This window comes from Marichromatium sp. AB32 (assembly GCF_003718675.1).
Classification (GTDB): domain Bacteria; phylum Pseudomonadota; class Gammaproteobacteria; order Chromatiales; family Chromatiaceae; genus Marichromatium; species Marichromatium gracile.
Map to the genome: position 1 here is coordinate 34519 of NZ_RHFJ01000006.1, position 19310 is coordinate 53828.

Consider the following 19310-nt stretch of genomic DNA (forward strand, 5'->3'; position numbering starts at 1 on the left):
GAGATGGATCAGGCGGCGCTGACCTCACGGTCGGCGGTATCGCCGCGCGCGCCCGCCTCCGGGGCCTCGGCCCGTGACTCGCGCACCAGGATCAGGCCACCGAGCGGGGGCAAGGCGATCGGGATCGAGTAGGGACGCCCCATCCAGCTCACCGCCTCGGTCTCGACGCCACCCTGGTTGCCGACGTTGCTGCCGCCATAGAGCTCGGCGTCGGAGTTGATCAGCTCGCGATAGAAACCGGCCTCGGGGACGCCGATGCGATAACACTCGCGCGGCACCGGGGTGAAGTTGAACACCCCCACCGCCAGGGTCTCGCCGTTGCGGTCCTTGCGCAGATAGCTCAGCACCGACTGCGAGCTGTCGTGACAGTCGATCCACTCGAAGCCCTCGCTGGCGAAGTCCTGCTGATGGAGCGCCGGCAGCGTGCGATAACAGTGGTTGAGGTCGGTCACCAGACGCTTGATGCCCTGGTGCTGCGGCCGCTCGAGCAGCTCCCAGTCGAGCGCGTCGTCGAAGCGCCACTCGCGCCCCTGGGCGAACTCGCAGCCCTGGAACAACAGCTTCTTGCCCGGATAGCTGAACATCAGGGTATAGAGCAGGCGCAGACTGGCAAACTTCTGCCAGCCGTCGCCCGGCATCTTGTCGATCATCGAGCCCTTGCCGTGCACCACCTCGTCGTGTGAGAAGGGCAGCACGAAGTTCTCGGTGAAGGCATAGAGCAGCCCGAAGGTGAGCAGGTCGTGATGGAAGTGGCGATAGATCGGGTCCTTGGACATGTAGGACAGGGTGTCGTGCATCCACCCCATGTTCCACTTCATGCTGAAGCCGAGCCCGCCGAGATAGGTCGGGCGCGACACCGCCGGCCAGGAGGTCGACTCCTCGGCGATCATCAGGGTGCCGGGATGACGCTCGTGGGCCACCCGGTTGAGCTCGCGCAGGAACTCCACCGCCTCCAGATTCTCGTTGCCGCCGTACTTGTTGGGGATCCACTCGCCGGCGTCGCGCGAGTAGTCGAGATAGAGCATGGAGGCCACGGCATCGACCCGCAGCCCGTCGAGATGGAACTCCTCGAGCCAGTAGAGCGCGCTCGAGAGCAGGAAGTTCTTCACCTCGTTGCGACCGAAGTTGAAGATCAGCGTGCCCCAGTCCTTGTGCTCGCCGAGCCGTGGATCGGCATGCTCGTAGAGCGCGGTGCCGTCAAAGCGCGCCAGGGCGTAGGCGTCCTTGGGGAAGTGCGCCGGCACCCAGTCGAGCAGCACGCCGATGCCGCGCTGATGCAGATGATCGACAAAGAAGCGGAAGTCGTCGGGCGAGCCGAAGCGCGAGGTCGGAGCGAAATAGCCGGTGCACTGATAGCCCCAGGAGGCATCGAGCGGGTGCTCGGTGATCGGCAGCAGCTCGACATGGGTGAAACCGAGCGCCTCGACATAGTCGCCGATCTGCTTGGCCAGCACGCGATAGTTGAGAAAACCGCCGTCGGCATCACGTTGCCAGGAACCGAGATGCACCTCGTAGACCGAAAACGGGCGCTGCTGCCAGTCGGCCTCGGCGCGGGCGCGCATCCAGCCGGCGTCACCCCAGCGATAGCGGGTCTCCGGGCAGAGATGGCCGGCGGTCTCGGGCCGCTCCTGGAAAGCCTGGGCATAGGGGTCGATCTTGACCTGGACGTTACCTTGGCGGTCGCGGATCTCGTACTTGTAGAGCCCGCCGGGACCGAGTTCGGGGATGAACAGCTCCCACACCCCGGAGCCACCGCGCACCCGCATCGGATGGGCGCGCCCGTCCCAGGCGTTGAAGTCGCCGACCACGCTCACCCGCGCGGCATTCGGCGCCCACACCGCGAAACGCACCCCGGCGATGCCGTCGACCTGGTGGAGATGCGCGCCGAGAAAACGATAGGCGTGCCAGTGACGCCCCTCGCCGAACAGATGAAGGTCGAAGTCGCCGAGCTGCGGCGGGAGGCAGTAGGGGTCGTGGGTGCGATGCACCGCCCCGGAGGCGTCTTCCCACTCGAGCTGATAGCACTCTGGCAACGCCTCGGGCAGGCCACGCCAGATGAACAGGTCGGTACCCTCGATCCGGGTCATCGCGGCAGCGGCCTCGACCAGCCGCACCCGCTCGGCGCGCGGCAGGAAGACACGCACCACCAGATCGCCATCCTCGTCGAGATGGCGACCGAGCACGCTGAAGGGATCGTGATGACGCGCCTCGACGATGCGTTGCAGGGGATCGGGAAGGGCCCGCGCGGCCTGGGTTGCGGTTGCCATATCGCTGATCTTCCTCCGCTGTCTAGCTGTGGTCGGGGTCAGTGACGGGCCCGCCGCCGGGGCCGCTGACCAGTCGAGACTGGGAACGCACGTCACCGCGCGAGCCTCGCCCGATACTCAGCAAAGATCGGGGAAATGGCTCGACGAACACGGCTCGATCCGCTCTGAAGAACGCCCTCGATGGTATCATAAGGGCACTGCTTAACATGCGGTTGCCTCAAGATTTCAGGAGGATTTCATGCCCCACAGCAACCCCCGTTTCATCAGCCGTCTCACCCGCAATACCCTGGCGCTGATCTTGGCTGGCGGACGGGGATCCCGCCTCAAGCAGCTCACCACCTGGCGCTCCAAGCCTGCGGTGCCCTTCGGCGGCAAGTTCCGCATCATCGACTTCCCGCTGTCGAACTGCATCAACTCGGGGATCCGTCGCATCGGCGTGCTCACCCAGTACAAGGCGCATTCGCTGATCCTGCACATCCAGAAGGGCTGGGGCTTCCTGCGTGGCGAGTTCGGCGAGTTCGTCGAGCTGTGGCCGGCGCAGCAGCGCGTGACCGAGAACTCCTGGTACGCCGGCACCGCCGATGCGGTCTACCAGAACCTCGATATCATCCGTGACCACGACCCCGACTATGTGCTGATCCTCGCCGGCGACCACATCTACAAGATGGACTACGGGGCGATGATCGCCTTCCACGTCGAGTCCGGCGCCGACATGACCGTCGGGTGTCTCGAGGTCGACACCGAGCGCGCCCGCGAGTTCGGGGTGATGGAGGTCGACGCCGGCCATCGGGTGCGCGGCTTCGAGGAGAAACCCGCCGAACCCAAGCCGATCCCCGGCGCCCCCGGGCGCTGCTTCGCCTCGATGGGGATCTATGTCTTCAACCGCGACTTCCTCTTCGAGCAGCTGCAGAAGGACGCCGACACCCGCGACTCGAGCCGCGACTTCGGCAAGGACATCATCCCTTCGGTGATCAAGCAGTATCGGGTGATGGCCTACACCTTCCGCGACCCGGTCAGCGGCGAGCAGGCCTACTGGCGCGACGTCGGTACCCTCGATGCCTTCTGGGCCGCCAATCTCGAGCTGATCGGCGTCACCCCACCGCTCAATCTCTACGACAAGGGATGGCCGATCTGGACCTATCAGGAACAATTGCCCCCGGCCAAGTTCGTCTTCGACGACGAGGACCGACGCGGCATGGCGGTCGATTCCATGGTCTCGGGCGGCTGCATCATCTCCGGGGCCAAGGTGAGTCACTCGCTGCTGTTCTCCAACGTGCGAGTGAACTCTTTCGCCTATGTCGAGGACTCAGTGGTGCTGCCCGACGTCGACATCGGTCGCAACTGCACCATCCGCAACGCCATCATCGAACGCTACTGCCAGCTCGAGGAGGGTACCGTGATCGGACTCGACCCCGAGGCCGATCGCCGCGCCGGCTACCAGGTCACCGACAGTGGCATCACCCTGGTGACCCCGGAGATGCTCGGGCAGAACGCCAACCACGTGCGATGAGGAACACAGAGCACATGCAGATCGAGATCAACGGCGACCGCACCGAGGTCGCCGAGGCCATCACCATGGCCGAGCTGCTCGAGCAGCTCGAACTCACCGGCAAGCGTCTCGCCGTCGAGGTCAACGCCGAGCTGGTGCCGCGCAGCCGCTTCGCCGAGCACCGCCTCGCCGCCGACGACCGGGTGGAGATCATCCACGCCGTCGGCGGCGGCTGAACGGCCACGCCGAGCCTGCCCCGGCGCCATCCTTGACTCACAGCTGCGGCCCTTTTGAATTTGCCTGCCACCGGCCGCATGCTGGTTCGTTTTCCACTTCACGCTTCGACACGGACCCTCATGACCACAGCGACCCAGAACCCAGACCGACTCGTCATCGCCGGCAAGGAGTACGGCTCCCGCCTGCTCGTCGGCACCGGTAAATACAAGGACATGGACGAGACCGCGCGCGCCATCGAGGCCAGCGGCGCCGAGATCGTCACGGTCGCGGTGCGTCGCACCAACCTCGGCCAGAACGCCGATGAGCCCAACATCCTCGACGTGCTGCCCCCGGAGCGCTACACCTACCTGCCCAACACCGCCGGTTGCTTCGATGTCGACACCGCGGTGCGCACCTGCCGCCTGGCACGCGAGCTGCTCGACGGCCACAAGCTGGTCAAGCTCGAGGTGCTCGGCGACCAGCAGACCCTGTTCCCCGATGTCATCGCCACCCTCAAGGCCGCCGAGATCCTCGTCGCCGACGGCTTCGACGTGATGGTCTACACCAACGACGACCCGATCGTCGCCCGCGAGCTGGAGGCCATCGGCTGCTGCGCGGTGATGCCGCTGGCCGCGCCGATCGGCTCGGGCCTGGGCATCCGCAACCCGCTCAACATCCGCACCATCGTCGAGAACGCCAAGGTGCCGGTGCTGGTCGACGCCGGGGTGGGCACCGCCTCCGACGCCGCCGAGGCGATGGAACTCGGCTGCGACGGCGTGCTGATGAACACCGCCATCGCCGCGGCCAAGGATCCGGTGCTGATGGCCGGAGCCATGCGCAAGGGCATCGAGGCCGGTCGCGAGGCCTATCTCGCCGGGCGCATGCCGGCCAAGCGCTTCGCCTCGGCCTCCTCGCCGATCGAGGGGCTGTTCTTCTGATCCCCGCCGACGGGCCGAGGCCCGTCGCCAGCGCGCCCGACCGGGCGCGCTGCCCCACCGACCGCCCGGCTCTTGGTATCCTGCGCATCCCGATCGTGCAGCGGAGCTGCGGCGCCATCGCCTCGAACCGCCAGGACGCAACACCCGCCCAGGGATCGCCCCGCCACGATCCATCCGGTCATCAGTCATCAAGCGTCGAGAATCCATCCGTGCAACCAACAGATCCCCGTCATCGTCAGGTGCGCAGCTTCGTGCTGCGCGAGGGCCGACTCACCCCCGGTCAGGAGCGCGCCTTCGCCGAGCTCTGGCCCCGCTTCGGCGTCGACTGGCAGGCACCGGCGCCGCTCGACCTCGGCGCGCTGTTCGGCAACGACCAGCCGGTGACCCTCGAGATCGGCTTCGGCAACGGTGAGTCGCTGGCGCGGATGGCCGCCGACGACCCGGGGCGCAACTGGCTCGGGGTCGAGGTCCATCGCCCCGGGGTCGGGCACCTGCTGCTCGAGATCGAGCGGCTCGGTATCGACAACCTGCGGGTGATGCGTCAGGACGCCGTCGAACTGCTCACCCACGGCATCGCCCCCGGCGCGCTCGACCGGGTGCAGCTGTTCTTCCCCGACCCCTGGCCGAAGAAGCGCCATCACAAGCGCCGCATCCTCAACCCCGGGATGATCGCGCTGCTCGAGCGCGCCATCCGTCCCGGCGGTCACTTCCACGCCGCCACCGACTGGGAGCCCTATGCCGAGCAGATGCTCGAGACCCTGGAGGCGGCCACGGGCTTCGCCAACACCGCCGGCGCCGGTCACTACACCCCGCGCCCCGAGAGCCGTCCGCTGACCAAGTTCGAGCAGCGCGGCGAGCGCCTCGGTCACGTGGTCCACGATCTCGTCTTCCGCCGCTGCTGATGGACGGGCTCAGGGTCCAGGGGCTCGGCAACGCCCTGTTCGGGCCCATCGACCTGGCCGTCGGCGCCGGCGAGCGGGTGTTCCTGTCGGGCCCCTCGGGCTGCGGCAAGAGCCTGCTGCTGCGCGCCATCGCCGACCTCGACCCGCATCAGGGCGAGGTCTGGCTCGACGACACGCCGCGCTCGCGCCTGCCCGCCCCGCTGTGGCGTCGCCGCGTCGGGCTGCTGCCGGCCGAGTCGGCCTGGTGGGGCGAGTCGGTGGGTGAGCACCTGCCCGCCGCACACCCGCCGCTCGATGACTGGCTGAGCGCGCTCGGCTTCGGCCCCGAGGTACTCGACTGGTCGGTCGCCCGGCTCTCCACCGGCGAGCGTCAGCGCCTCGCGCTGCTGCGCCTGCTCGCCCAGTCGCCACGGGCGCTGCTGCTCGACGAGGCCACCGCCAACCTCGACCCGCAGAACTGCGCCCGGGTCGAGGGGCTGATCGAGGACTACCGCATCGCCCACCGCACACCGCTGCTCTGGGTCAGTCACGACCCGGCCCAGCGGCGCCGACTCGGCGATCGCCGGCTGCGCATCCGCGACGGCCGGCTCGAACCCGAGGACATCGACCCGTCATGACGCTGATCTCGCTCACGCCACTCGATCTCTCGCTCGCCGCGGTGCTGATCCTGCTGCTCGCCGGGGTCTCCTGGCGGCTGCGTCTGGGGGTGGAACGGCGCGTACTCGTCGCCGCGCTGCGCAGCGCCATCCAGCTCAGCCTGATCGGGCTGGTGCTCAAGGTGCTGTTCGCCCAGTCGAGCCTGTCGCTGATCGCCCCGGTGGCGCTGGTGATGCTCGCGGTGGCCGGCTGGGAGGTGATGCAGCGTCAGCGCCGTCGCTATCGCGGTCCCTGGGGCTACGGCATCGGCGCGGTGTCGATGTTCCTGTCCTCGTTCGGGGTGACCTTCCTCGCCCTCACCCTGGTGATCGGGGTCGACCCCTGGTACCAGCCGCAGTACCTGATCCCGCTGCTCGGCATGCTGCTCGGCAACACCATGAACGGCATCGCCATCGCCCTCGACAACCTCACCCGCCACGCCTGGGAGGCGCGCGCGCGCATCGAGGCGCGGCTGCTCGCCGGCGCCGACTGGGGCGAGGCGATCGGCGAGGTGCGACGCGAGGCGATCCGCTCCGGGCTGATCCCGATCATCAACTCCATGGCCAGCGCCGGGCTGGTCAGCCTGCCGGGGATGATGACCGGTCAGGTACTGGCCGGCAGCCCGCCGCTGGAGGCGGCCAGGTATCAGATCCTGATCATGTTCCTGATCGCCGGCGGCACCGGACTGGGGTCGATCTTCGCGGTCTGGGCGGGTTCGCGACGGCTGTTCGACGACCGCCAGCGACTGCGTCTGGATCGGGTGAAGGCACGACCGAGAGGGGGCTGAGGGAGGAACCGGCGCACAAATCGTGCTTTTACCCACCGCCGAACCCGCCTCGGCGATGGATTGATCCTCCCCCAATGATCCTGCACGGTGCTCAGCGAGCGACCCCTCAAGGTCGCGCAAGACACTGATCTGAAAGACTTCACATCGAAAGCGGGCAGTTATCCGAGCGACGCTATTGGTATTTACTTAAATCAATACAAGCAATAATTTGATTGTAAATATCAATACTATAAATCCGTCCCGCTGCGTTCTTTCCCGGCCCCGCATCCGCTAGTGTGAATCCATACCGCGTCGGGTCTGGCCTGACGCGCCTTCCCGACAGGGATCACAGACGGCAACCCGCGCAGGATCGCCATCGGCTCGGGGCCGAACCACCCTCAAGGCCCCGCTCCCGGACCCAGTGACCACCACCCGTGTCGTCACAGCGACCGGTGCATCCCTGCGCCACGCACAAGGCCGAACCCAGGGGCCTTGCGCCAAGAGCCGGCAACGCCGTTGCGGAGGAGCATGCGCATGAACCCATCAACCCACTACGACGTACTCATCGTCGGCGCCGGTGTCACCGGCACCGCCCTGCTCTACGAACTGGCCAGGTTCACCGATCTCGGCCGGCTGTGTCTGGTGGAGAAGTACGACGACGTCGCCACGGTCAACTCACACGCCCACAGCAACAGCCAGACCATCCACTGCGGCGACATCGAGACCAACTACACCCTGGAAAAGGCGCGTTCGGTCAAGCGTACCGCCTACATGGTGATCAACTACGCCACCAAGCTGCCGCCCGAGGAACGCGACCGCATCATCCAGCGCATGCCCAAGATGGTGCTCGGTGTCGGCGCCGAGGAGTGTCGCTACATCCGCGAGCGCCATACCCGGTTCAAGGACCTCTTCCCGCGCATGGAACTGCTCGAGCGCGAGGCGATCGCCGAGCTCGAACCCAATGTGGCACGAGTCGACGGGCGCTGGCGCGACGAGGAGATCGTCGCCACGGGGACCGCCGACGAGTACTGCGCGGTCGATTTCCAGGCGCTGGCCCAGTCCTTCTCGGACGCCTGCGCACACCTGGACCGCACCACGGGCAAGCAGATCACCCAGCTGTTCTCGACCAAGGTCGAGTCGATCCGCAAGGAGGGCGGGGACTACGTGCTGCGCACCAACCGCGGCCTGCTACAGGCGCGCGCGGTGGTGGTCTGCGCCGGGGGGCACTCGCTGCTGATGGCCCAGGAGATGGGGCTGGGGCTGGAGTATTCCTGTCTGCCGGTGGCCGGCTCCTTCTACTTCGCCCCCGAGGCGCTCAACGGCAAGGTCTACACCGTCCAGAACCCCAATCTGCCCTTCGCCGCGGTGCACGGCGACCACGACGTCAAGGAGCGCGGCAAGACCCGCTTCGGCCCCACCGCGCTGATGCTGCCGATGCTCGAGCGCTACAACCGCGCGAGCATCCGTGAGTTCTTCAAGGTGCAGCGCTTCGACCGCGACGTCGCAGCGGTGGTCTGGGACCTGATGCGGGTGCCCGACATCCGCAACTATGTGCTGCGCAACTTCCTCTACGAGGTGCCCTGGCTCAACCGCCAGCTGTTCGTGCGCGAGATCCGCAAGATCGTCCCCGCGCTCCAGGCCTCGGAGATCAGCTATGCCGAGGGCTTCGGCGGGATCCGCCCACAGCTCATCGACAAGCGCGCACGCAAGCTGCGCATGGGCGAGGCCAAGATCAGCGACGGCGGCGGCATCATCTTCAACATGACCCCCTCGCCCGGCGGCACCAGCTGTCTCGGCGCCGGCGAGGGCGACATGCGTGCCATCGCCGAGTATCTCGGCGCCCGTATCGACGAGCGCGCCTTCGAGCAGGAGCTGCTGATGGGGTACGAGGACACCCGCGACCACGAGGACCGGAACACCGAGGCGCTGGCCACGGCGGTCTGATCCCGCAACCGAGCGCGGAAAAACGGGCCCGACCACGCTGAGGCGCGGTCGGGCCCGTTCATGTCGGCCGGATGACGCCGTCCGAAGACGGCGTGACAGCGACTCAGGCGTGGTAGGGACGGCTCAGCTCGTGCACCGCCTCGATCATCGCGCCGGCATTCTCGGGATTGACGTCCGGGGTGATGCCGTGGCCGAGGTTGAAGACGTGGCCGGGGCCCTTGCCATAGCTCTCCAACACCCGCGCGACCTCCTCGCGGATCCGCTCGGGCGAGGCGTAGAGGGTGCAGGGGTCGAGGTTGCCCTGGAGGGCGACGCGATCGCCGACCATGCGCCGCGCATCGGCCAGATCGGTGGTCCAGTCGACGCCGAGGGCATCGCAGCCGGTGTCGGCCATGTCGGCGAGCCACTGACCGCCGTTCTTGGTGAACAGGATCACCGGGACGCGGCGGCCCTCGGCCTCGCGGGTCAGGCCGTCCATCACCCGCTTCATGTAGGCCAGCGAGAACTCGCGGTAGTGGGCCGGGGCCAGGGCACCGCCCCAGGTGTCGAAGATCATCGCCGCCTGGGCGCCACGAGCGATCTGGGCGTTGAGGTAGGAGGTCACCGAGTCGGCGACCTTGGTCAGCAGGCGGTGCAGCAGGTCGGGACGGTCGAACATCATCGCCTTGGTGTGGGAGAAGTTCTTGGCGCTGCCGCCCTCGACCATGTAGGTGGCCAGGGTCCAGGGGCTGCCGGAGAAGCCGATCAGCGGCACGCGACCGTCGAGCTCGCGGCGGATCACCGACACCGCGTCCATGACGTACTTGAGCTCACCCTCGGGATCGGGGATCGGCAGACGATCGATGTCGGCCTCGGTGCGCACCGGACGCTCGAAGTTCGGACCCTCGCCCTCGGCGAAGTAGAGCCCCAGGCCCATCGCATCGGGCACGGTGAGGATGTCGGAGAACAGGATCGCCGCGTCCAGCGGGAAGCGATCGAGCGGCTGGAGCGTGACCTCGCAGGCGAGCTCCGGGCTCCTGCACAGATCCATGAAACTGCCCGCCTTGGCGCGGGTGGCACGGTACTCGGGGAGATAGCGCCCGGCCTGGCGCATCATCCAAACCGGCGTGTAATCAACGGGTTCGCGCATCAGGGCGCGCAGGAAGGTGTCATTCTTCAGTTGGGTCATGAAGCAGTGCCCGGGCAGTTTGATGTGTTAAGAACGCAGGTTTTGCAGGGCTATTCTACTACGGGTTGACGACCGAACGCCCGACGAGAACGAACGTATCCCGCAGCGACCCTGCACAGCCCTCTCCCGCTCGCCCCGGATCTCCAGCGAGATCGCCAAGACACTGAAAACAAAGGAAACCTTAATAAGCTGTGCGCAACCCTGTGGATAAGTCGGTGGACAAAGAGGTGGACAAAATCAGGCCCTGATTCAGACACAAGTTATCCACAGGATATCTCCAGCTTCATCCACTCGCAGGCGCCTTGCAAGCCGCTGATCAACAAGAAGAAAACGGAGTTATCCGGATATCCACAGGAATCAATAATAACTACAGACTTTAAATATCTATATTTTATTTTGATTAGATTTTCGCGAAACGGCGGGGCCGAGCGGATCCAGCATACCCCAGATCCGGCCATCCGCGGACCGAAAATGTCAGTGAGATCCTCGTCTTCCGTCGCCCCCGCACTGGGGTAGAATTCCCCGATGAATGCTTCAGCCCTCCTCGACTCGCTCAACCCCGCCCAGCGCGAGGCCGTCTCGGCCCCTCCGGGCAATCTCCTGATCCTTGCTGGCGCCGGCTCGGGCAAGACCCGCGTGCTGGTCCACCGCATCGCCTGGCTGCTCCAGGTCGAACAGGTCCCGCCCTGGGGGATCCTTGCCGTCACCTTCACCAACAAGGCCGCTCGCGAGATGCGTGGACGCATCGAGACCATGTTCGCGCAGCCGGTCGGCGGGATGTGGGTCGGGACCTTCCACGGCCTGGCCCATCGTCTCCTGCGCGCGCACTGGCAGGAGGCGGGGCTGCCGCAGCACTTCCAGATCCTCGACGCCGACGATCAGCTGCGCATGATCAAGCGCATCGTCAAGGACCTCGGTCTCGACGAGACCCGCTGGGCACCGCGCCAGATCCAGTCCTTCATCAACAAGCACAAGGACGAGGGGTTGAGACCGACACATCTCGACTTCTCCGGTGACTTCTTCGGCGAGCGGATGCTCACCGTCTATCGTGAATACGAGCAATTGCGTCAACGTGGTGGTCTGCTCGATTTCGCCGATCTGCTGCTGTGCGCCCATGAGCTGTTGCGTGATCGTGCCGACCTGCTCGAGCATTATCAGCGCCGTTTCCGTCATATCCTGGTCGACGAGTTCCAGGACACCAATGCCATCCAATACGCCTGGCTGCGTCTGCTCGCCGGTGGCGAGGACAAGTTGTTCGCGGTCGGTGACGATGATCAGTCGATCTATGGCTGGCGTGGTGCTCGGGTGGAGAACATCCGTTCCTTTCAGCGCGACTATCCGGAGACCCGTGTCATTCGTCTGGAGCAGAACTATCGCTCCACCGCCACCATTCTCGCCGGCGCCAATGCGCTGATCGCCAACAACCCCTCGCGACTGGGCAAGCAGCTGTGGACCGAGGGTGAGTCCGGCGCACCGATCCGGCGCTATGGTGCATTCAACGAGGTCGATGAGGCCCGCTTCGTCGTCGAGCGTATTCGCCGTCATGCCGAGACGCCGGGTGGGCGTCACGATCAATGCGCCATCCTCTATCGTACTACCGCGCAGTCGCGGCTCTTCGAGGAGGCCCTGATGCGTGCCGCCGTCCCCTATCGGGTCTATGGCGGGCAGCGTTTCTTCGAGCGCGCAGAGATCCGTGACGCCCTCGCCTATCTGCGCATGATCGCCAACCAGGACGATGACGCGGCCTTCGAGCGGGTGGTCAATACGCCCTCGAGGGGGATCGGACTGCGTACCCTCGATCAATTGCGCGATCATGCCCGGGGGCACGGGTTGTCGCTGTGGCGCGCCGGCGCACAGCTGATCGCCGAGCAGGGGCTGGGTGGCCGGGCGGCGAATGCGCTGGGCGCCTTCATGACCTTCATCGAGCAGCAGCGTGCCCGCAGCGCCACCCAACTGCTGCCCGATCTGACCGCCGCGCTGATCGACGAGGCGGGGCTGCCGGCGCACTACGAGAAGCAGAAGGACGGCAAGGGGCGCGATCGCATCGAGAACCTCCAGCAACTGGTCGAGACCGCTGCGCGCTTCGCCCATGAACTCGAGGCGCCGGATGGCGAGGTACTCGGCGCCTTCCTCGCCCATGCCGCGCTCGAGGCCGGCGAGACCCAGGCCGATGCCGAGACCGATGCGGTACAGCTGATGACGCTGCACAGCGCCAAGGGGCTGGAGTTTCCGGTGGTCTTCCTGGTCGGACTCGAGGAGGGCTTGTTCCCGCACGCCATGTCCGCCGACGATCCGGACCGGCTCGAGGAGGAGCGCAGGCTCTGCTACGTCGGCATGACCCGGGCGATGGCCGAGCTTTATCTGACCCATGCCGAGAGTCGGCGGCTCTATGGGCGTCAGGATCTGCCGCCGCCATCGCGCTTTCTGCGCGAGATCCCGGAGCGGCTGATCGAGGACGTGCGCGCTCGCGCCGCGCCCCCCAGACCGTCGCCTGCGTTCAGGCCCTCGCCGCCACCCGTTGCCCGTCCTGCCGCGGCGCGCGAGACCGGCGGTTTTCAGGTCGGACAGCGGGTCCGCCACGCCAAGTTCGGCGAGGGCGTGGTACTCGATGGCGAGGGACGGGGCGCCCAGGCGCGTATCCAGGTCAAGTTCCAGGGCAGTGCCGGTACCAAGTGGCTGGTGCTCGCCTATGCCAAACTGGAGGCGGCATAGCCTTGTCGCCGGTGGCCGACTCTGGAGGCAGAATGAAGACACTCAACAAACGCGTGCTGGTCACCGGCGGCGCCGGTTTTCTGGGGAGTCATCTCTGTGAGCGTCTGCTCGAGCAGGGTTGCGATGTCCTCTGTGTCGATAATTTCTATACCGCGACCAAGGACAACATCCGCCATCTGCTCGGTCATCCGCACTTCGAGCTGATGCGTCATGATGTCACCTTTCCGCTCTATGTCGAGGTCGATGAGATCTATAACCTCGCCTGTCCGGCCTCGCCGATCCATTATCAATCAGACCCGGTACAGACCACCAAGACCAGCGTCCATGGCGCAATCAACATGCTAGGTCTTGCCAAGCGGACCGGGGCGCGGATCTTTCAGGCCTCGACCAGTGAAGTCTATGGTGATCCCGAGGTCCATCCCCAGGACGAGGGCTATTGGGGACGGGTCAACCCAATCGGTCCACGCGCCTGCTATGACGAGGGCAAGCGATGCGCCGAGACCCTGTTCTTCGATTATCACCGTCAGCACGGACTGCGGGTCAAGGTGGCGCGGATCTTCAATACCTATGGCCCGCGGATGCACCCTGACGACGGACGAGTGGTCTCCAACTTCATCATTCAGGCATTGCGCAATGAGCCCATCACCCTCTATGGCGATGGCAGTCAGTCGCGCGCCTTCTGTTATGTCGATGACATGATCGAGGGGATCGTGAGACTGATGGAGAGTCCGGAGGCGGTCACCGGGCCGATCAATCTCGGCAATCCGGTCGAGTTCAGCATGCGTGAACTGGCCGAATGCGTGCGTGAGCTGACCGGCTCGAATGCGCCCTTGATCGAGCGACCGTTGCCCGTCGACGACCCGCGCCAGCGCCGCCCGGACATCCGTCTGGCGCGCGAGCTGCTCGCTTGGGAGCCTCGGGTCCAGCTCGTCGACGGGTTGCGGCGAACGGTGGAGTATTTCGAGGCGCTGCTGCGTCGTGGCCTGGCCTGAGCCGATCTTCGGGCCGGTTGATGAAGGCTTTTTTGTTCAATGGTTTATTTGTTTCTGCCCCGGCGCTCGAGGCGCTAATCTGAGACCGGCGGTAGGCGCTGCGCGGGGGCTCGGTCGTCGTCGAACGGGGATGTCGGTCAGCGTTTCGCCCAGTGCTGTGCTATGGTTCGCGCCGGCGGTAGACGACCCGAGCGGGTTGCGCCCCCGAATCTCCCGGGGATGGCCGCCGTTCATGCCGGTTGCTCGGCCGCTGGGTTCGCGGGCGCCGGAGGATTCGATCCAGCCCCCGGAGAACACCGAACTCGGGGTGTCCATTCCAGAGGCTTGAAGATTTGCGCAGCGTGGTCTATCCCGGGACCTTCGATCCCATCACCAACGGTCATGTCGACCTGATCCTGCGCGCGGCGCGTCTGTTCGATCGGGTCGTGGTCGCCGTTGCCGCCGACACCGGCAAGCAGACCCTGTTCACCACCGAGGAGCGGGTTGCCCTGGTGCGCGAGGCCGTGTCCGATATCCCCAAGGTCGAAACCGTTGATTTCCAAGGGTTGTTAGTGGATTTCACGCGCGAGCTCGGGGTCGATGTGATCATGCGTGGGTTACGCGCGGTGTCCGACTTCGAGTACGAGTTCCAGCTCGCGGGCATGAACCGGCGCATGGCGCCGGACATCGAGACCCTGTTTCTCACGCCAGCCGAGAAATATGCCTACATCTCGTCGTCCCTGGTGCGGGAGATCGCCCGCCTCAAGGGCGACGTGTCGGCCTTCGTCGTCCCGACGGTCGAGGCTGCACTGAAGGCGCGCTTTGGATAAGATCCGCGCGCTTTTTCTCCATCCACTGAAGCTATAGCTCAAGGAGTTCTTCCATGGCGCTGTTGATCACCGACGAATGCATCAACTGTGACGTCTGCGAGCCCGAGTGCCCGAACGGCGCGATCTCGCAGGGTGACGAGACCTACGAGATCGATCCCAACCTCTGCACCGAGTGCGTCGGTCATTACGAAACCGCGCAGTGCGTCGAGGTCTGCCCGGTTGACTGCATCATCAAGGACCCCAATCACGAGGAGTCCGAGGACGCGCTGCGGGCCAAGTTCGAGCGCATCGCCGGCGGTAACTGACCGCGGTCCGCCACGGCAGTGCGCGACAGGCCGGTCTTTTCCGGACGTCCGCTGCTGTGGCTGTCGGCCTCGTCCCGGCGGTGTCGCGTCATGTCGGCGCGTGCGCGGGCGACGATCGAACCCCTTCGTCCCGCCCGTGACGTGCTCCGCTCGCCGAAGACACCGCATGGGATGCATGGCGGTTGCCTGGGGTCGTGCATCGGTCACTGATGCCGTCGCGCGCCCCTCCTCCCTGCCGATCCGCGATCTTCCACCGGCCCCGGAAGACGGCACGTCCGGTCTCGAGGCCGGCGGCGGCGCCTCGTTTGTCGCGCCTTGATTTGCATCGATTTCGACAACCTGAAGGAGATCCTCGCTAATGACCGTCAAGACCCTGTTCACGACCGCGCTGGCGCTGGTCGTGGTCGGCTTCATGTCCGTGTCCACGGACGTCGAGGCCAAGCGATTCGGGGGTGGATCCAGCCTCGGCAAGCAGTCGAGCAGCCTCTCCTCGCGCCCGGCGCAGCGTCAGCAGCAGGCGGCGCAGCCACGCAGCTCGACCGCGGCCAACGCCCAGCAGCCGAAGAGCGGCGCGAGTCGCTGGCTCGGTCCGCTCGCCGGTCTGGCCGCCGGTGGTCTGCTCGCCTCGCTGTTCTTCGGCGACGGCTTCGAGGGTTTCCAGTTCATGGACTTCCTGCTGATCGCGCTGCTGGTGTTCGGCGCGGTGATGCTGTTCCGGGCGCTGCGGCGGCGGCAGGCGGCGGGGCCCGTGCCCGCGGCCGCCGGCGCCCATGGTCGGGTGATGCCGGGCCAGCAGCGTCAGGCTCACCCGGGTGCGGCCGGCATGCGTCGCGCTGGCGGGACCCAGCAGCAGCCGTCCTGGTTCAATGCCGCCGGCTTCCTCGAGGACGCCAAGGCGCATTACGTGCGTCTGCAGTCGGCCTGGGACCAGGCTGACATGAACGACATCGCCGAGTACACCACGCCCGAGCTGTTCGCCGAACTCGAGCGCGAGCGCGCCAAGCTCAGCGGTCCCCAGAGCACCGAGGTGGTGCAGCTCAAGACCGAGCTGGTCGGGGTGCAGCGTGATGGCGATCAGGTGGTCGTGAGCATCCTCTTCTCCGGGCTGATCCGTGAGCAGGCTCAGGCACCGGCCGAGCCCTTCCGTGAGGTCTGGCACATCCAGCACGCCTGGGCCAGCCCTGCGGGTGACTGGTACATCGCCGGGATCCAGCAGGTCGAGGGCTGATCCCGAGGTTGCAGCGGGGCGCGTCGGCGCCCTGCTGCAGCGGCTGGTGCGATCGAGTGAGGGACGAGCGGGGCGAGATGCCGCATAATCCGCTCGACGGCGATTGGCCGAACCTCGCCGATCTCCGCCCCACTCCGGCCCAGTGGGCGTCGCCCGTTGCTGCCCTGGTCGATCAGCTGGCGGATATCGCTGGTGTTCGTTCACTCCGTGCCCAGTTCATGTTCCATGGTGCCGAGACGGTTGTGGGCGCATCAGGTCCCGTCTCATCGAGTGTTGAGCGCGCCCTGAGTCCGCGCGTGTCTACGGAGAGTCCAGATCATGTCCAGCCCGACACCTCCCCCCTCCAGCTCCACCGGATCAAGCGCGCCCGACGGGATCTATCCCTCCAAGGAGGCGCTCGAACTCGCCTTCAAGGCGGTGCGCAAGGCGGTGGTGCCGCAGATCCCCGATGTGATCCTGGCGCTGCGCAAGGAGCTGAATCGGCCTGAACCCGACCTCCAGGTCGCCGCCGATCTGATCGCTCAGGATCTGGCGCTCTCCGGTCAGGTGCTCAAGACGGTCAACTCGCCCCTGTTCGGCGCGCGGGCCAAGATCTCCAGCGTCCATCAGGCGGTAACCATGATGGGGGTCCGGCGGGTCGCCGCGCTGGCCTCGGCCGATGCCATCGAGCGCGCGCTGCGCCACAGCCAGGGGGGCGCGGCGCGGGTGGTCTGGGAGTCGATCATGGAACAGGCCCATGCCGCGGTCGCGATCGCCAGACAGATCGGCTGCATCGATCCCGAGGAGGCCTATCTGTTTGGCCTGATGCACGATGTCGGCAGTCTCATCTTCGCCGAGCAGCTCAAGGACTATGCCACCGTTTGGATCCTCCACGCCGCCTCGCCGAATGCCCTGATCGAGCACGAGCGCAAGGCGCTCGGGGTCGATCACACCACGGTCGGTTTCCTGCTCGCCGGGACCTGGCAGCTCCCCGGCTACACCACCCTGGCGATCTATCACCATCACGATCCCCAGGCGGTCAAGCTCGCCGATGCGCGGGTGCGCACGCTGATTGCGATCGCCAAGCTCGCCTACTATCTGCGGGCACTGCCGCAGGGCAATCAGGATGCCCCCGAGATGCTCGGTTATCTCGACGACGCCCGTCAGGAGCTCGAGTTCAACGATGAGACCCTGAACGCGCTCTCCGAGGAGGCGATGCGGGGGAGCTGGAGCCAGGGTACAGGCGACGGATGAGGGATTAGTCGCCCCGTCTTGCGCTTTTTCATCGCCCGCCGATGTCCTCGGCGTCGAGACTCGTGTCCTTCGCAGCACGAGGAGAGACGCCGGTGAAGCCTTCCGACCTGACCATCCTGTTCGACAACCATGATCCCGCCGGCGGTCCGCGTACGCTCTGGGGGTTTGCCGCGCTGGTGCGGGTGAACGGTCAGCGGTTGCTGTTCGACACCGGCAGCAACGGCCCGGCGCTGTTGCGCGGGATGCGCGCCCAGGGGGTCGATCCGGCGACCCTCGATCAGGTCTTCCTCTCGCACCAGCACTGGGATCACATCGGCGGTCTGGATGCGGTGCTGGACGCCAATCCGGGTGTGTCCTGCGTGCTCCACGACGGCTTCTCGGCGCATCTGGTCGAGGACATCGACGGGCTCTGTGGCGAGCTGATCGTGGTCGGGGCCGAGCCGCGTGAACTCGCTCCCGGCGTCTCTTCCACCGGCCGGCTCGAAGGGCCGCCCGACGAGCAGGCGTTGGTGATCGACACCGGCGCCGGGATCGCCCTGGTCAGTGGCTGCGCCCACCCCGGGATCGAGACGCTGGTGGCACGTGCCCGCGCGCTCGCCGATGCCCCGGTGCGCTGGGTGATCGGCGGGCTGCACCTGATGCGTGCCGAGTCGGTGGAGATCGCGGCGACGGTGACCGCGCTGCGCGACCTCGGGGTCGAATGGGTGCTGCCGACCCATTGCACCGGCGCCGCCGGGGTGGCCGCCTGTCAGCGCCTCTATGGGGGTCATGCGCTCGGCGGCGGGATCGGTGCCAGGGTCGATTTCGCCGCCCTGGGCGCAACCGCTCAGCGCTGACAGCGCGGACAGTAGACGGTCGAGCGCTGGGCGATGCGCAGCTCGCGCAGCGGGGTGGCGCAGTCGCGACAGGGCTGGCCGCCGCGCCCGTAAACCCTGAGCGACTGGGCGAAGTAGCCGGGCTGGCCGTCGTCGCGGAGGAAGTCGCGCAGGGTGGTGCCACCCTGGTCGATCGCCGCCTCCAGCACCGCGCGGATGGTCTCGGCGAGCCGTCGATAGCGGGCCAGCGAGATCCGATTGCTTGGGCGCGTCGGGTGGATCCCGGCAAGGAACAGCGACTCGTTGGCATAGATGTTCCCCACCCCGACCACCACACTGGCGTCCATGATCAGCGACTTGACCGCGATGCGCCGGGTGCGGCCGATGCGGTGGAGATGATCGCCGTCGAACTCGGGGGTGAGCGGCTCCGGGCCGAGATGACGCAGCAGCGGGTGCGTGGCGCGGGCCTCGAGCGGCGTCTGCGGGGTCCACAGAAAGAGCCCGAAGCGTCTGGGGTCGTGCATTCGCAGGCAGGGGCCGCCGGCGCAGACCAGATCGATGTGGTCGTGACGACGCGGCGGCGTTGCCGGGTCGAGGATGCGCAGACTGCCGGACATCCCCAGATGGATCAGCAGGCTGCCCTGCTCGAGTCCGAGCAACAGATACTTACTGCGTCGCTCGAGTCCGAGGATATGGGTGCCGGCGATCCGCTCGGCGGTGTCGGCGGCGACGGGCTGGCGCAGCCGCGGTTCGCGTACCAGCAGCCGCTCGATCCGCCGCCCCTCGAGATGGGGGCGGATGCCGCGCAGGGTGGTCTCGACCTCGGGGAGTTCAGGCATCTTCGGGGCATACTTTCGAACGGGGACGATCGGCCGTGACAGTCGTCATCG

Annotated in this window: 17 protein-coding genes; 14 read left to right on the top strand and 3 right to left on the bottom strand. The window is 66.5% G+C overall.

The window, feature by feature from the left end:
* Nucleotides 1-8: 8 nt before the first annotated feature.
* Nucleotides 9-2267 carry a 1,4-alpha-glucan branching protein GlgB gene (glgB, locus tag EBL85_RS03430; protein ID WP_123139120.1) on the bottom strand — a complete coding sequence of 753 codons (2259 nt, stop codon included), beginning with the start codon at nucleotides 2265-2267 and terminating at the stop codon, nucleotides 9-11.
* Between the two features lie 238 nt (nucleotides 2268-2505).
* On the opposite strand from glgB, the gene glgC reads away from it, so the two are divergent.
* From glgC to EBL85_RS03465, 7 genes are all read left to right on the top strand, one after another.
* Nucleotides 2506-3777, top strand: a complete 1272-nt coding sequence (gene glgC, locus EBL85_RS03435) for a glucose-1-phosphate adenylyltransferase (RefSeq protein WP_123139119.1) — start codon at nucleotides 2506-2508, stop codon at nucleotides 3775-3777.
* Between the two features lie 14 nt (nucleotides 3778-3791).
* The gene (gene thiS, locus EBL85_RS03440) at nucleotides 3792-3992 is read left to right on the top strand and encodes a sulfur carrier protein ThiS (protein WP_123139118.1); all 201 of its coding nucleotides are present in this window, start codon (nucleotides 3792-3794) and stop codon (nucleotides 3990-3992) included.
* Nucleotides 3993-4112: 120 nt separating this feature from the next.
* Nucleotides 4113-4910, top strand: coding sequence for a thiazole synthase (locus tag EBL85_RS03445; protein ID WP_123139117.1), 798 nt, complete (start codon nucleotides 4113-4115; stop codon nucleotides 4908-4910).
* Between the two features lie 209 nt (nucleotides 4911-5119).
* Nucleotides 5120-5812, top strand: a complete 693-nt coding sequence (gene trmB, locus EBL85_RS03450; RefSeq protein ID WP_123139116.1) for a tRNA (guanosine(46)-N7)-methyltransferase TrmB — start codon at nucleotides 5120-5122, stop codon at nucleotides 5810-5812.
* A complete protein-coding gene (locus tag EBL85_RS03455; RefSeq protein WP_123139115.1) occupies nucleotides 5812-6429 on the top strand; it encodes an ATP-binding cassette domain-containing protein in 618 nt (205 codons plus the stop codon). The genes trmB and EBL85_RS03455 overlap by 1 nt, the downstream gene beginning before the upstream one ends.
* Nucleotides 6426-7235 carry an iron export ABC transporter permease subunit FetB gene (gene fetB / locus EBL85_RS03460; protein WP_123142177.1) on the top strand — a complete coding sequence of 270 codons (810 nt, stop codon included), beginning with the start codon at nucleotides 6426-6428 and terminating at the stop codon, nucleotides 7233-7235. The genes EBL85_RS03455 and fetB overlap by 4 nt, the downstream gene beginning before the upstream one ends.
* A gap of 513 nt (nucleotides 7236-7748) precedes the next feature.
* The gene (locus EBL85_RS03465) at nucleotides 7749-9158 is read left to right on the top strand and encodes an FAD-dependent oxidoreductase (protein ID WP_123142178.1); all 1410 of its coding nucleotides are present in this window, start codon (nucleotides 7749-7751) and stop codon (nucleotides 9156-9158) included.
* A 103-nt stretch (nucleotides 9159-9261) separates the two neighbouring features.
* Here EBL85_RS03465 and hemE read toward each other — a convergent pair whose 3' ends face one another.
* On the bottom strand, nucleotides 9262-10326 hold the full coding sequence (hemE, locus tag EBL85_RS03470; RefSeq protein ID WP_005222211.1) for a uroporphyrinogen decarboxylase: 1065 nt from the start codon (nucleotides 10324-10326) through the stop codon (nucleotides 9262-9264).
* A 525-nt stretch (nucleotides 10327-10851) separates the two neighbouring features.
* Between hemE and uvrD the strand changes: the two genes are divergently transcribed.
* The 7 genes from uvrD (at nucleotide 10852) to EBL85_RS03505 (ending at nucleotide 18441) form a co-directional block, all read left to right on the top strand.
* Nucleotides 10852-13038, top strand: coding sequence for a DNA helicase II (gene uvrD, locus EBL85_RS03475; RefSeq protein WP_123142179.1), 2187 nt, complete (start codon nucleotides 10852-10854; stop codon nucleotides 13036-13038).
* 32 nt (nucleotides 13039-13070) lie between these two features.
* Nucleotides 13071-14030, top strand: a complete 960-nt coding sequence (locus tag EBL85_RS03480; protein WP_123142180.1) for a UDP-glucuronic acid decarboxylase family protein — start codon at nucleotides 13071-13073, stop codon at nucleotides 14028-14030.
* Between the two features lie 332 nt (nucleotides 14031-14362).
* Nucleotides 14363-14839 carry a pantetheine-phosphate adenylyltransferase gene (gene coaD, locus EBL85_RS03485; protein ID WP_062274882.1) on the top strand — a complete coding sequence of 159 codons (477 nt, stop codon included), beginning with the start codon at nucleotides 14363-14365 and terminating at the stop codon, nucleotides 14837-14839.
* A gap of 53 nt (nucleotides 14840-14892) precedes the next feature.
* Nucleotides 14893-15144, top strand: coding sequence for a YfhL family 4Fe-4S dicluster ferredoxin (locus EBL85_RS03490; RefSeq protein ID WP_062274879.1), 252 nt, complete (start codon nucleotides 14893-14895; stop codon nucleotides 15142-15144).
* Nucleotides 15145-15502: 358 nt separating this feature from the next.
* Complete coding sequence (locus EBL85_RS03495) at nucleotides 15503-16372, top strand: Tim44 domain-containing protein (RefSeq protein WP_062274876.1); 870 nt, start codon at nucleotides 15503-15505, stop codon at nucleotides 16370-16372.
* 318 nt (nucleotides 16373-16690) lie between these two features.
* On the top strand, nucleotides 16691-17605 hold the full coding sequence (locus tag EBL85_RS03500; protein ID WP_123139109.1) for an HDOD domain-containing protein: 915 nt from the start codon (nucleotides 16691-16693) through the stop codon (nucleotides 17603-17605).
* A gap of 92 nt (nucleotides 17606-17697) precedes the next feature.
* Nucleotides 17698-18441 carry an MBL fold metallo-hydrolase gene (locus EBL85_RS03505; protein WP_123142181.1) on the top strand — a complete coding sequence of 248 codons (744 nt, stop codon included), beginning with the start codon at nucleotides 17698-17700 and terminating at the stop codon, nucleotides 18439-18441.
* Here the strand turns inward: EBL85_RS03505 and mutM are convergent.
* Nucleotides 18432-19259 carry a bifunctional DNA-formamidopyrimidine glycosylase/DNA-(apurinic or apyrimidinic site) lyase gene (gene mutM / locus EBL85_RS03510; protein ID WP_123142182.1) on the bottom strand — a complete coding sequence of 276 codons (828 nt, stop codon included), beginning with the start codon at nucleotides 19257-19259 and terminating at the stop codon, nucleotides 18432-18434. The two genes, EBL85_RS03505 and mutM, sit on opposite strands and share 10 nt — an antisense overlap.
* Between the last annotated feature and the right edge of the window lie 51 nt (nucleotides 19260-19310).

Excerpts from the sequence above, each read along its gene's own strand:
- glgB (WP_123139120.1), bottom strand. The coding sequence starts at position 2,267 with ATGGCAACCGCAACCCAGGCCGCGCGGGCCCTTCCCGATCCCCTGCAA.
- glgC (WP_123139119.1), top strand. The coding sequence starts at position 2,506 with ATGCCCCACAGCAACCCCCGTTTCATCAGCCGTCTCACCCGCAATACC.
- thiS (WP_123139118.1), top strand. The coding sequence starts at position 3,792 with ATGCAGATCGAGATCAACGGCGACCGCACCGAGGTCGCCGAGGCCATC.
- EBL85_RS03445 (WP_123139117.1), top strand. The coding sequence starts at position 4,113 with ATGACCACAGCGACCCAGAACCCAGACCGACTCGTCATCGCCGGCAAG.
- EBL85_RS03455 (WP_123139115.1), top strand. The coding sequence starts at position 5,812 with ATGGACGGGCTCAGGGTCCAGGGGCTCGGCAACGCCCTGTTCGGGCCC.
- fetB (WP_123142177.1), top strand. The coding sequence starts at position 6,426 with ATGACGCTGATCTCGCTCACGCCACTCGATCTCTCGCTCGCCGCGGTG.
- EBL85_RS03465 (WP_123142178.1), top strand. The coding sequence starts at position 7,749 with ATGAACCCATCAACCCACTACGACGTACTCATCGTCGGCGCCGGTGTC.
- hemE (WP_005222211.1), bottom strand. The coding sequence starts at position 10,326 with ATGACCCAACTGAAGAATGACACCTTCCTGCGCGCCCTGATGCGCGAA.
- uvrD (WP_123142179.1), top strand. The coding sequence starts at position 10,852 with ATGAATGCTTCAGCCCTCCTCGACTCGCTCAACCCCGCCCAGCGCGAG.
- EBL85_RS03480 (WP_123142180.1), top strand. The coding sequence starts at position 13,071 with ATGAAGACACTCAACAAACGCGTGCTGGTCACCGGCGGCGCCGGTTTT.
- EBL85_RS03490 (WP_062274879.1), top strand. The coding sequence starts at position 14,893 with ATGGCGCTGTTGATCACCGACGAATGCATCAACTGTGACGTCTGCGAG.
- EBL85_RS03495 (WP_062274876.1), top strand. The coding sequence starts at position 15,503 with ATGACCGTCAAGACCCTGTTCACGACCGCGCTGGCGCTGGTCGTGGTC.
- EBL85_RS03500 (WP_123139109.1), top strand. The coding sequence starts at position 16,691 with ATGTCCAGCCCGACACCTCCCCCCTCCAGCTCCACCGGATCAAGCGCG.
- mutM (WP_123142182.1), bottom strand. The coding sequence starts at position 19,259 with ATGCCTGAACTCCCCGAGGTCGAGACCACCCTGCGCGGCATCCGCCCC.